Origin of the sequence: Bacteroides ovatus (assembly GCF_001314995.1) — a bacterium.
GTDB lineage: Bacteria > Bacteroidota > Bacteroidia > Bacteroidales > Bacteroidaceae > Bacteroides > Bacteroides ovatus.
In genome coordinates, this window is sequence record NZ_CP012938.1 from 2597156 (window position 1) to 2609568 (window position 12413).

The window sequence follows — 12413 nt, forward strand, 5'->3', positions numbered from 1 at the left end:
ATGGGACCACCACGACGCGAATAATATGCAGGACTGCTAGGTTAATAGATGTATGTAACATATTCATATCTTCTTTTCTTTATTTTCGTGCTGCAAAGGTAAGGGCTTTTTTATTATATCCAAACAAATCGAAGAAAAAAATCACTTAAAAGCGAATAATTGTAAGAAAAGAGAGGTATTATTTCTCTATTTTATCACTTAAAGGTTGAATTTACAACTATTATCTAACTGCGCGCCTCACTTTCTTTTTCTGACAAAAGCACTTAATAATCTGAAATTTACCCTCCCTATACCGGAGTACAAGCAAATAATTCGTATCTTTGTAGACCCGTATTTACGGGAATTATTAATCAGAAACAAAAAAGATCAGATGGAAACAGTAGAAAACAAGTACATTACCGTTGCATACAAACTATATACAATGGAAGATGGTGAAAAAGAGTTGTTCGAAGAAGCAAAAGCAGAACATCCCTTTCAATTCATTTCAGGATTAGGAACAACACTCGAAGATTTCGAAAATCAGATAACTGCTCTTTCTAAAGGTGATAAATTTGATTTTACCATTCCGGCAGATAAGGCTTACGGACAATATGACGAACAACACGTTATTGACCTCCCCAAAAATATTTTTGAAATAGATGGCAAGTTTGATAGCGAACGTATTAAAGAAGGTAACATCGTACCTTTGATGACTGGCGACGGTCAGCGCGTAAATGCCAGCGTAGTAGAAATCAAACCGGATGTTGTAGTAGTTGACCTCAATCACCCGTTGGCTGGTGCCGACCTGATTTTCGAAGGTGAAATACTGGAAAGCCGTCCTGCTACTAACGAAGAAATCCAGGAATTGGTGAAAATGATGAGTGGCGAAGGTGGTTGCGGTTGCGGATGCGACAGCTGCGGTGATGGCTGTGGCGACGACTGCGGTTGCGAAGGCGGACACTGTCATTAATTGAAGTATTAAGTATAAAGTATTAAGTATTAATTCCGTGCGGATATAACCGGAGTTTTAATACTTAATACTTTTTTTATGCCGTCATTCCGGCTAATACTTAATGCCTAATACTTAATACTTGATACTTAATACTTAAAATCAGCATCCTTTGTGCGTCATGATGTCAAGTACCATTTTATCCGTTTCGTTCATGGCTTGCGAGCCGATTCTTGTCAGGTTACGGATACTTTGGTCTACATCTTCATCTATAATTCCTTCTACGGAAGTCACACAACGGTCTTCCATTGCCATCATGGCAGACAGTACGGCTGTCGAAACTCCGGTGGTTACCTTCAAGGCACAACTCGGTTTTGCACCGTCACAAATCATTCCTGTCAAATTGGCAATCATGTTTTGAACAGCGAAAGCAACCTGATTGTAGTTTCCTCCCATTAACCAGGTGATTCCACAACTGGAACCTGTGGCAGCTACCACACAACCACACAAAGCAGACAAACGTCCCAAACTTTGTTTGATATATATAACAGTGAGATGGCTAAGCATTAAAGCACGGATCAGTTCTTCTTCACTTTTTCCGTTTTCTTCTGCAAAGACAACGACAGGAAGTGTAGCGGATATCCCCTGATTACCACTGCCGGAATTACTCATTACAGGAATCATAGCACCGGCCATACGGGCGTCACAGGCAGCCGACGTATAAGAGAGGATATGAGAAAACACGCTATCCCCCATCACTTTATGCTCATAAGTTCCCCGAAGCATTTTCCCTAAAGAATGTCCGTAGTTACCTTTAAAGGCTTGCTCGGCAGCAGCTTTGTTCAAATGGGCTGTGTCAAGGATGAAACGGATTTCATCCAGCGGAGCAGTCAGTGCAAAGTCATATACTTTACGCAAGTTTAGTTCGGGCGAAGCCTCTTCCTCTTCCTCGCTGACTGTCTGTTGCTTGTCGAGCAACGTTTGTTCATTTTTGGCTATATATATAAAGGTAGTATGTCCACCGGCAATGATGGCTTTAGCCGTTTTATCTTCCGTTTTACAAATCACTTCGATATACAGCTTTTCCGTAATATCTTCTTTTAGAGAAATACAAATCCGTTTTTCTGCGATGAATTGTTTTCCCTGCTCCACCGCTTCCGGCGTACAATCCCTCAATACCTCCAACTGATAATCTGATTTGCCAATCAACGCACCCAAAGCAACCGCTATGGGAAGCCCGACCATACCCGTTCCCGGTATTCCGACTCCCATGGCATTCTTTAATATATTAGCACTTAACAGGACTTCTATCTTTTCCGGTTTCGCTCCCAGTGTTTCGGCAGCTTTAGCTACACAAAGCGCTACTGCGATAGGTTCCGTACATCCGATAGCCGGAATGACCTCCTTCTTAATCAATTCTATAATTTGCCTTCTTTCTGATTCAGTCATGGACTTATAAGTTTTGGTTCCACAAAAATAGGAAATTCTTTCTTTTCCAACATTCTATAATGAACAAATAAAATCTCATATTGTTATAAAACCTCCCATACACCAAACTTTAACAGAAAGAATTGATAGAAAAATGAAAGCAAAACACATAGTTGTTTATTTGCTACTAGCTATTGTTTCCTCTTCATGTATCCGCGAAGAAGCTCTCAATGCAGAAGCAGACATATTAAGTTGTATACTACCGGGAGTAGCCATGACAACCAGTCCTATTATTAACAATAATTCCATAACTATCTTTGTTGGTCCGGGAACTGATATTTCAGAACTCAAGCCTGAATTTACACTGACTCCGGGAGCTGCGATCAGTCCGCTTAGCGGCACGGAACGAAACTTCAATACCCCACAGGAATATACTGTCACAGCTGCCGATGGTGTTTGGAAGAAAATGTATACCGTATCAGTGATCGACACGGAACTTGCCACGAACTATAATTTCGAAGATACACTGGGCGGAAAGAAGTACTATATATTTGTGGAACGCGAAGGAGATAAGGTCGTCATGGAATGGGCCAGCGGAAATGCGGGTTATGCCATGACCGGAGTAGCTAAAACAGCCGATGATTATCCCACTTTCCAAATAACAGACGGAAAAGCCGGCAAATGCCTCTCCTTAGTGACACGCAGTACCGGATTCTTCGGCCAGATAGCAGGAATGCCTATTGCGGCAGGAAATCTGTTTATCGGCTCTTTCGATGTGAATAACGCTATGAGCAATCCTCTGAAAGCAACCAAATTCGGCCTCCCTTTCCGGCATGTACCCACTTATCTGGCAGGTTATTATAAATACAAAGCGGGAGATCAGTTTACAGAAGGAGGAAAGCCAGTGAACGGGAAACGGGACATCTGTGACATATATGCCATCATGTACGAAACCAGCGAATCTGTTCCTACTCTTGACGGAACGAATGCATTCACCAGTCCGAACCTGATTTCAACAGCACGGATTAATAATGCCAAAGAAACGAACGAATGGACTTACTTTAAACTTCCTTTCATCACTCTCCCCGGAAAATTCATTGATAAGGAGAAGCTAAGGGATGGGAAATATAATATAGCCATCGTGTTCACCTCAAGCCTGGAAGGAGATCATTTTAACGGAGCAATCGGAAGTACATTACTGATCGACGAGGCAGAGTTAATCTATCGCTCGGAAAATTAGCGGGATTTCGAAGAAGAATTTCCCATAGCAATACGCTGATAATGCGCTCAAGCAATGTACTCATACAAAACGTGCACATTATCAAACGAACGGAATTAAATAACTTTATAACAATCATAATGATAAGAATCTATCCGTATATATTCAGTTTACTAGCCTGTATAGGAATAGCTCTCCCCGGCTATTCACAGGTAGACCGAAATGAAACACTGATCCGTTCCGCCCTTCACGGACTGGAATATGAAATCAAAGCAGGTTTCAGCATTGGCGGCACAGCCCCGCTTCCCCTTCCGGTAGAAATCCGTTCGATTGACGGATATAACCCGACACTGGCCATCAGCATAGGGGGCGAAGTAACCAAATGGATTGCCGTTCAGAACAAACTCGGGATCATAGTCGGACTCCGGCTCGAAAACAAAGCAATGACCACCGAAGCCACCGTAAAAAATTACAATATGGAAATTCTCGGACAAGGAGGTGAAAGAATCAGCGGAGTATGGACGGGCGGAGTGAAAACCAAAGTACATACCGCCGGACTAACTATACCTCTAATGGCTACCTACAAACTAAGTAACCGATGGAACATCAAAGCCGGACCTTATTTCTCGTATCTGCTTTCAAGAGAATTTTCAGGTCATGTGTACGAAGGATATTTGCGGGAAGATGATCCCACCGGTCCGAAAGTAGAATTTACCGACGACAAAATTGCAACCTACGATTTCTCGGACGACTTGAGACATTTCCAGTGGGGATTACAGGTGGGAGCCGGATGGCGAGCTTTCAAGCACCTCAATGTGTATGCTGATCTCACCTGGGGATTGAACGATATATTTAAAAGCGATTTTAATACAATCACTTTTGCAATGTATCCTATCTATTTGAATATAGGTTTTGGGTACGCATTTTAAGTCTCACCACAGATTACACAGATTAACACAGATTGATTTATAAGTCATAGACTATCAATATAAATAATCTGTGTAATCTGTGGTGAACAAGAAATTAATTTCCACCAGACTCTGCCACCTGTTTCACTCCGGAGTAGGTCACCTTTACAGTCTGTTGCAATGTAGGCACTTTCACGTTAATGGTCATGTCTGCATTTCCATCTTCTACCGTTCCTGTAACAGTTACAGGACAAGTACCCAAAGCAGCGGCATTTCCCTCAAACGTAAGGTCTTGCTGTCCGGTAAATGTAGACACACCTTCCCCTTTCTTCACTTCACACTTATCAACAACAATATCTCCAAACTTCAGAATCTGTTGATTGATGAACAATTCAAACTCCTTCAGTTCAATCTTCACTTCCGTATTGCTGACCTGCGATAGGGTAATAAACTTCTCTATTCCATCTCCTATGACAATTTCCTGGTCAGAACCATCCGGTATCATGGATATATCCAGATTTCCCCAATACGTTCCGACTACATCCGGAGCCGTTATCACAGCTTCCTCTTCAGGAGGATTCCCATTATCCTTGTTATCACTGTCGTCATCGTCACTGCTACAAGCAGCAAAGAAAGTAAGAGAGCAGACCAATGCCAATAAATACAATAGATTCTTTTTCATACGTCTTTGGTTTAGTTATTATAATAAATTCGTCCCTTATAAACTAAAAAGAAGAAAAAAGGTTCAATATGCTTCCTTTTTCGAAGATATTTCGAGTTCACAACTTTCTTATCGAAAACTTTGTTATATTTGCATATAGTAATTTTAAAAAAGCCACAACTATGTTTAATTCATTTGGCAATATCTTTCGGCTCACAAGTTTCGGTGAGTCTCATGGAAAAGGAGTTGGAGGAGTGATTGACGGATTTCCGGCAGGAATTGTCATCGACGAAGAATTTGTACAACAAGAACTTAATCGTCGCCGTCCGGGACAATCCATTCTTACCACTGCACGTAAAGAAGCTGATAAAGTTGAGTTTCTTTCAGGTATTTTTGAGGGGAAATCCACCGGATGCCCTATTGGTTTTATCGTTTGGAATGAAAACCAACACTCCAATGACTACAACAATCTGAAAAATGTATATCGTCCTTCACACGCTGATTACACGTACACAGTGAAGTACGGAATCCGTGACCACCGTGGCGGCGGACGTTCTTCCGCACGCGAAACGATTTCGCGCGTGGTAGCCGGCGCATTGGCTAAGCTGGCACTCCGCCAATTGGGAGTCAACATCACTGCCTATACCTCGCAGGTAGGTCCTATCAAACTGGAGGGTACTTACTCGGACTATAATTTCGACCTGATAGAAACCAACGATGTACGTTGTCCGGACCCTGAAAAAGCAAAAGAAATGGCAGACCTTATATATAAGGTAAAAGGTGAAGGCGATACCATCGGAGGTACACTGACCTGTGTCATTAAGGGATGCCCCATCGGATTGGGACAACCTGTTTTCGGTAAACTTCATGCTGCCCTGGGTAACGCCATGTTAAGCATCAACGCTGCCAAAGCATTCGAATACGGTGAAGGATTCAAGGGATTGAAAATGAAAGGTTCCGAACAGAACGATGTTTTCTATAACAATAACGGACGGATCGAGACGCACACCAATCACTCCGGAGGTATTCAGGGAGGATTGAGTAATGGTCAGGATATCTATTTCCGTGTAGTGTTCAAACCGATTGCCACGCTGCTGATGGAACAGGAAACTGTCAACATTGATGGCGTCGACACCACTCTGAAAGCACGCGGACGTCATGACGCTTGTGTATTACCTCGTGCCGTACCTATCGTAGAAGCAATGGCTGCCATGACCATACTCGATTATTACTTACTGGATAAAACGACGCAACTCTAATGAACGAGATTCAGAAATACATAGCGGCACACGAACCAAAGATGATGGATGACTTGTTCAGCCTTATTCGCATTCCCAGTATCAGTGCTCTGCCAGAGCACCACGACGATATGCTGGCTTGTGCGGAACGCTGGGCACAACTGTTATTGGAAGCAGGTGTGGACGAAGCATTGGTAATGCCCTCACAGGGCAATCCGGTTGTTTTCGCTCAAAAGATCGTGAACCCGGATGCAAAGACTGTATTAATCTACGCTCATTACGATGTGATGCCGGCCGAACCATTGGAACTCTGGAAAAGCGAACCGTTTGAACCGGAAATACGTGACGGACATATCTGGGCACGTGGAGCGGATGATGACAAAGGACAATCGTTCATTCAGGTGAAAGCATTTGAATATCTCGTCAAAAACGGATTACTGAAGAATAATGTGAAGTTCATCTTCGAGGGTGAAGAAGAAATAGGTTCACCCAGTCTGGAAGCTTTCTGCGAAGAACATAAAGAATTGCTGAAAGCAGACGTTATTCTGGTGTCGGATACGAGTATGCTAGGAGCTGAACTGCCCTCATTGACTACTGGTCTGCGCGGGCTGGCTTATTGGGAAATAGAAGTGACGGGACCGAATCGTGACTTGCATTCCGGACATTTCGGGGGTGCGGTAGCCAATCCGATCAACGCGCTTTGCCAGATTATTAGCAAAGTAACGGATGCCGACGGACGTATCACTGTTCCCGGATTCTACGATGATGTGGAAGAAGTGCCGCAAACCGAACGGGAAATGATAGCCCATATTCCTTTTGACGAAAAGAAATACAAAGAAGCAATCGGTGTAAAAGAGCTTTTCGGAGAAAAAGGATATAGCACATTGGAACGTAACAGTTGCCGTCCGTCTTTTGACGTATGTGGCATTTGGGGCGGATATACAGGAGAAGGTTCTAAAACCGTACTGCCTTCAAAGGCTTATGCTAAAGTATCTTGCCGGTTAGTACCGCATCAGGATCACCATAAGATTTCGCAAATGTTCGCAGATTATATTCTTAGTATCGCGCCTGATACAGTACAGGTAAAAGTGACTCCCATGCACGGGGGACAAGGATATGTGTGCCCGATTTCACTTCCTGCCTATCAGGCAGCAGAGAAAGGTTTCGAGATCGCTTTCGGGAAAAAGCCGTTGGCGGTACGCCGTGGCGGAAGTATTCCCATCATCTCTACTTTCGAACAGGTATTGGGAATCAAAACCGTATTGATGGGATTTGGACTCGAATCGAATGCGATCCATTCTCCGAACGAGAACTGCTCATTGGATATCTTCCGGAAAGGGATAGAGGCAGTCATAGAGTTTCATCAGGAATATGCCAGACGATAAAGCGGATAAATAACAATCAAGTTATAAACGATACATATAAAAGAGTGGTGAACAAGCTTGATTACAAGCATTTGTCCACCACTCTTTTATATATCTATCACACTGACAAATTACATGACCGGAGTCTCGAAAAGGAAGGTAAATGATTGGCTGTCTTTCAAATCCTTCACTGCATCACCTGCATAAATTTCGCCCTTTGTCAGAGACAGTTTCTTAATGCCGGCTTTCGGACTAAAATCAATTTTCTTCAAATCCAGCCAAAACAAATTCGGAGTCAGGGTAGATTCGAAATAATATACCTTATTCTTCTGATCGGATACGGAACGCCAACGGGTAGAAGATATATAAGGCTTCTCCGGTGTATTAATACCAAATGGCACGGAAACATTACGCATCACACTCAATACGCTGGAAACTGCAATCTTTGCATCCGCAATTTGGGGAATGGCATGAATGTAGAATGAAGCCCGTACAAAACGGTCGCTTGCCCGATTGGTTCCGGGTAACATCTGTAAGCCACCGATTTCTTTCCAGTAATCATTAATGGCCAACTGCTGTTCATATCGAGGAGAATTTGTCATCACCCGGTATTCTTTTCCTTCGTGAATACTTAATTTCCCATCCAGATATTCCAATACAGCCGTATTGCCTGTTTCATCGGTTATGGCCAGATGTAAGGTAGACTCCGGTCCTCCATTCGGCATACGGGGAGCATCAATGCGGAAAGTCTCCTTTTTCAATTCATCCACCGCTTCGCGTACCGTGGCAAAGTTATCAAGCACATACTGTGTCCAAATGCTGATGCCCATTGCCGGACGGGTATCGCCGGGAAGAGAGTAAATGGATTCCGGCAAGAAAAGCAGGCTAGCCACTAATCCTTTCTCGTTCATTCCGTCACAAGTACCTATATCATATCCTGTAGCAATCACACTTCCATATTTGGAAGTCCAGTTCACAGTTTTCTCTTTGTTATGTCCCATACGTTGGATGCCACGCGGAAATACATAGATATTCGTCATGATATCTTCCTTCCAGTCCATTGTACGTCCTGTTACCACCATCTGGTCAGGGCCTATATACACTGCACGCGTACATGCTTCTACAGGCTGTACACTCATCAAAGAGACGGCAGCCAACACCAATGCAACTCCTGCTAATTTTTTCTTCATGTTCATTCTATTTAAATAATTGATCTTCTTATTTATAAATAACAAACGCGCCACGATTATTGCCTAAAAGAAAGAGGATTTTAATGAAAAAAAGGCATTTATCCAATGCAGGAAGAAATTTTGGGTTTTCAACGTATGAGGGTTATCATCACAAAGATCATTTCTTAGCGAAAAATATTAAATAAATTTAAGTGTTACTATTGCAGTCATTGCTACTTTAGTTCGTCCAATAAATAAACATACAATTATCATGATAAAAGAGTACACCAAACAAACTATAATCATTTGCTTTCTATTACAAGGAATCGCATTATCAAGCAGAGCGCAAGAACAACAAATGTGGCAACGATACCACGATAAATGTCGAAGAGAAGCAAGTATTATTGACACTCTCCCCTCCAAATTGGAAAAAGCCTTGCACTGGTCGCCAACAATAAATAAAGAACAAAAAGAGGTTATACGCTATATACTATGGAATATGGTTTATGTGGAAGGTGGTACAGCCAATCTCGGAGACAACAACAACTATCCCGTGGATGTAGCCTCTTTTTTCATCAACCGATATGAAGTTAGTCAGGATGAATGGTATGTCATTATGGGAGAAAATCCTTCTAACCAACACAGACGTAACTATCCGGTAGACCAAGTCAATTGGTTCAACGCTCAACGATTTACCAAAAAACTTTCTCAATTAAGCGGTCTACCCTTCCGTCTCCCCTTCGAAGCAGAATGGGAATATGCAGCACGTGGGGGAGTAAAAACCAAGAATTTCATCTATGCCGGCAGCAATAATGCAGAACAGGTTGCCTGGTTTAGAGAAAAATATTATAATACTTACGTGTCCAAAGAAACAGGGACGAAGAAGCCCAACGAACTGGGACTTTATGACATGAGTGGAAACGTATATGAATGGTGTATGGACTGGTATGACAGAAAGGTTCCTTTTACCGGAAACATCGCTCCGGTTATAAGCGAAAAAGATACGCATAAAGTGTTGCGTGGAGGTAGTTATTATACCTTCGAGAAATATTGTAAAGTCACCAGCCGCTACGGAGTTAACCCGCAACGATGGGATATTGATTACGGATTACGGTTGGTAGTGTCACTACCAAATTAAAAGAGGAGCATATTATTCACTGTATTATTTTAGCTCCTCATTGTTCTAAATACTGTTATTATATACAAATGTCAAGTCGACTTATTGATCGGCCAGTTTATAAAGTTCATACCCTCCCAATGCCAGTACATAAGGCAGATTAAGAATAACGTCGGCATCCTTCTCCACCTCTTCGGGGTACTTTTGCAGCAATTCGTTGAAAGGCATAATGAGAGGGTGTTGCAAGAAAACTTTATCTTTCACCTCGGCACGTCTCCAGCCAGCCACTGTACGCTCGGCATTCCATCGGTATTTCTCCATGCGCACCAACAGACACAAAACTTGAGACGGTAGATTCTCATTGAACATAGATTCGGATATGCGTGCCGGCGAACGGTCGCTCCGCTTAATACCGTAGCCTAGCGTACGACAAAATACACTATAGGCATCCAGTTGATAGCGGTTAGCCCAACGTAACGGCTCGCTCAATTTGTTCCACAGAAACTGTGCCTGATGATTCATCAAAATGAAATCGGCAGAGTGGTTGCCATAAGATTCATACATCTTCTTCAACACCTCTTTCTGCTTGAGGCTTTCATCTGTATAGCAGCAATCGTAGAGGTAATTCACATACAAAGCCAGTTTATCCTGCAAGATATTTTTCTTCATCCCCCTATCTACCATACCAAACACCTTGACATAACGATAACGCCCTTGCTCATCGTCCACTATCGACGACAAATCGTTATTGAAATCCTGACGGATAAGTACACGACATTGATGTTGATAAACCTCATGCGGCAAGTTGAGTCCTAATGAGAGACTCAAATCGGGATCATGCACGCAAATAGCCACTGTAAGCATACAGTGTTTATTTTGTGCCCATTGTTGTAGACGGGTGCGCATAGCAGTACTACAAATGTCGTCATGGCAATATTCTACCTCAATATCGCCTATCTGACTCTCTATATAAGGAAATTGAGCTTTGAAGTAGTCTTTCTGTGATTCCATCTCTCGATCTACTAAAGTGATGTGGGTACGTATGCGCTCATCTGTCGGCAGACGGTCATCGTAATTGGCATAATGGCAGATACGTAGTGCTTCAAGCAGCAACGAGCGTCCCATCCGATTGAATCCCACAATAACCAGATGCACATAGTCTTGACTAGTAGCAGTCCAGTTTCCATCAGGTTGTTGCGTTATGCTTATGGGGCGATAGTCTAGCGGATCATAATATCTTTCACTATCGGCAGCATAGAGACTCCATAGTTGCCGGGCCAAATTCTCGTGGAGGTTAAAGGGACGGAAAAAAATATTAGGTTTCCCCTCAATGCAAAACACCTCCGGCGGCAGATTCATTTTCTGTATGTTAGAGTACGAAGGGATACTGTCGAACTGCACATATACAGGCATCACCTTGCCATCGGAACATTTGCCACGCAGAGCACTCACCAAATGCACAATCGCTATATTTTTAGCATCGCGTCCGCAACGTTCTTCATCACCCAGTACATACACTTCACTCGCGCTCGCTATGTTCAACCGCTGAAGTTCTTCGATCGACTCAATGTTGCCAAAGTAAACAAGCACTTGCCGCTCTATTTCGATGGGCAAGGCAGACTGTATGCGATGACGTACCGTTGCCGCCTCTATACCGCTCATCAGTAAGATACGTGCCGAAGAACATTCGTTATATAGTTCGCGTATCATATTGATAGATAGTTCATTGAAGCCTATCAATACATAATGTTGAGTTATGTTGCGGTAAGTCATTCGCCCCGTGTTTACTACATCCACACGCCGCTCTATAATGTTGGAAATGGTAGAGATGAGCACACCGCCCAATAAAATGGATCCCGAAAAGCTAACAATTCCCAGCAATAGCCTGCTGGACCAAGCTGTCTCGTTCATTTGGTTACCAGGATCCACAAAGTTGTTGTACACCACCCAGAGCCTTTCGCCCCATTCCTCATGTCCATACAATTGGATAGAAAAGAACATCACGATGATAAAGAAGATAGCCAGCACCGTAGCAATAGTAACGAGTAACAGGGTGAGCTGCGACTTGATACCTCCCGAAATGGTGCGATCCATATACTCTTGTGAGAATATCTTCTTGTAGTAGTTTATAAAACGGTTCATGCTTATAACTTATTGATAGCAAAACATACAAGTCCTGCCCATATTGTGTATATTTCGAGCTATTTGTTCTGATAATCGTACCATATCATGCACCAATACCATATAATCCGTATCAATGGGTTTGGTTGACAGTCGTGTTTCATAAATAGAATATTTAGAGTTGTGTACAAATATAGTATTTTTCAACAAATCAAATAGTTTTTCACTTAACTATTTTCAGCAGTGTACTTTACCTTGTT

10 protein-coding genes are annotated in these 12413 nt (G+C 42.7%); 6 read left to right on the forward strand and 4 right to left on the reverse strand.

Going from position 1 to position 12413, the window contains the following annotated elements:
- Window positions 1–370: 370 nt before the first annotated feature.
- A complete protein-coding gene (locus Bovatus_RS10355) occupies window positions 371–949 on the forward strand; it encodes an FKBP-type peptidyl-prolyl cis-trans isomerase (protein WP_004313581.1) in 579 nt (192 codons plus the stop codon).
- Between the two features lie 141 nt (window positions 950–1090).
- On the opposite strand, the gene Bovatus_RS10360 is transcribed toward Bovatus_RS10355, so the two are convergent.
- The gene (locus Bovatus_RS10360) at window positions 1091–2377 is read right to left on the reverse strand and encodes an L-cysteine desulfidase family protein (protein ID WP_004299472.1); all 1287 of its coding nucleotides are present in this window, start codon (window positions 2375–2377) and stop codon (window positions 1091–1093) included.
- Window positions 2378–2510: 133 nt separating this feature from the next.
- Between Bovatus_RS10360 and Bovatus_RS10365 the strand changes: the two genes are divergently transcribed.
- Complete coding sequence (locus Bovatus_RS10365) at window positions 2511–3596, forward strand: PCMD domain-containing protein (protein WP_004299471.1); 1086 nt, start codon at window positions 2511–2513, stop codon at window positions 3594–3596.
- 119 nt (window positions 3597–3715) lie between these two features.
- Entirely contained in the window at window positions 3716–4504 is a 789-nt protein-coding gene (locus tag Bovatus_RS10370; protein ID WP_004321862.1) for a porin family protein, read from the forward strand.
- Window positions 4505–4598: 94 nt separating this feature from the next.
- Here the strand turns inward: Bovatus_RS10370 and Bovatus_RS10375 are convergent, their stop codons facing one another.
- Window positions 4599–5165, reverse strand: a complete 567-nt coding sequence (locus Bovatus_RS10375; protein ID WP_004299469.1) for a calycin-like domain-containing protein — start codon at window positions 5163–5165, stop codon at window positions 4599–4601.
- 161 nt (window positions 5166–5326) lie between these two features.
- Between Bovatus_RS10375 and aroC the strand changes: the two genes are divergently transcribed.
- The gene (gene aroC, locus Bovatus_RS10380) at window positions 5327–6403 is read left to right on the forward strand and encodes a chorismate synthase (protein WP_004321863.1); all 1077 of its coding nucleotides are present in this window, start codon (window positions 5327–5329) and stop codon (window positions 6401–6403) included.
- Window positions 6403–7767: a dipeptidase gene (locus tag Bovatus_RS10385; RefSeq protein ID WP_004299465.1), complete on the forward strand. Its 1365-nt coding sequence runs from the start codon at window positions 6403–6405 to the stop codon at window positions 7765–7767. Before aroC ends, Bovatus_RS10385 begins: the two co-directional genes overlap by 1 nt.
- A gap of 110 nt (window positions 7768–7877) precedes the next feature.
- On the opposite strand, the gene Bovatus_RS10390 is transcribed toward Bovatus_RS10385, so the two are convergent.
- Complete coding sequence (locus tag Bovatus_RS10390; protein ID WP_052587958.1) at window positions 7878–8936, reverse strand: linear amide C-N hydrolase; 1059 nt, start codon at window positions 8934–8936, stop codon at window positions 7878–7880.
- 250 nt (window positions 8937–9186) lie between these two features.
- Here Bovatus_RS10390 and Bovatus_RS10395 point away from each other — a divergent pair, with 250 nt between their 5' ends.
- Window positions 9187–10053 carry a formylglycine-generating enzyme family protein gene (locus tag Bovatus_RS10395; protein ID WP_004299463.1) on the forward strand — a complete coding sequence of 289 codons (867 nt, stop codon included), beginning with the start codon at window positions 9187–9189 and terminating at the stop codon, window positions 10051–10053.
- Window positions 10054–10134: 81 nt separating this feature from the next.
- Here Bovatus_RS10395 and Bovatus_RS10400 read toward each other — a convergent pair whose 3' ends face one another.
- On the reverse strand, window positions 10135–12174 hold the full coding sequence (locus Bovatus_RS10400; protein ID WP_004299462.1) for a hypothetical protein: 2040 nt from the start codon (window positions 12172–12174) through the stop codon (window positions 10135–10137).
- Window positions 12175–12413: the final 239 nt, after the last annotated feature.

Bases quoted from the DNA above. Each gene is read 5' to 3' on its own strand.
- Bovatus_RS10355 (WP_004313581.1), top strand. From the start codon at position 371: ATGGAAACAGTAGAAAACAAGTACATTACCGTTGCATACAAACTATAT.
- Bovatus_RS10360 (WP_004299472.1), bottom strand. From the start codon at position 2,377: ATGACTGAATCAGAAAGAAGGCAAATTATAGAATTGATTAAGAAGGAG.
- Bovatus_RS10365 (WP_004299471.1), top strand. From the start codon at position 2,511: ATGAAAGCAAAACACATAGTTGTTTATTTGCTACTAGCTATTGTTTCC.
- Bovatus_RS10370 (WP_004321862.1), top strand. From the start codon at position 3,716: ATGATAAGAATCTATCCGTATATATTCAGTTTACTAGCCTGTATAGGA.
- Bovatus_RS10375 (WP_004299469.1), bottom strand. From the start codon at position 5,165: ATGAAAAAGAATCTATTGTATTTATTGGCATTGGTCTGCTCTCTTACT.
- aroC (WP_004321863.1), top strand. From the start codon at position 5,327: ATGTTTAATTCATTTGGCAATATCTTTCGGCTCACAAGTTTCGGTGAG.
- Bovatus_RS10385 (WP_004299465.1), top strand. From the start codon at position 6,403: ATGAACGAGATTCAGAAATACATAGCGGCACACGAACCAAAGATGATG.
- Bovatus_RS10390 (WP_052587958.1), bottom strand. From the start codon at position 8,936: ATGAAGAAAAAATTAGCAGGAGTTGCATTGGTGTTGGCTGCCGTCTCT.
- Bovatus_RS10395 (WP_004299463.1), top strand. From the start codon at position 9,187: ATGATAAAAGAGTACACCAAACAAACTATAATCATTTGCTTTCTATTA.
- Bovatus_RS10400 (WP_004299462.1), bottom strand. From the start codon at position 12,174: ATGAACCGTTTTATAAACTACTACAAGAAGATATTCTCACAAGAGTAT.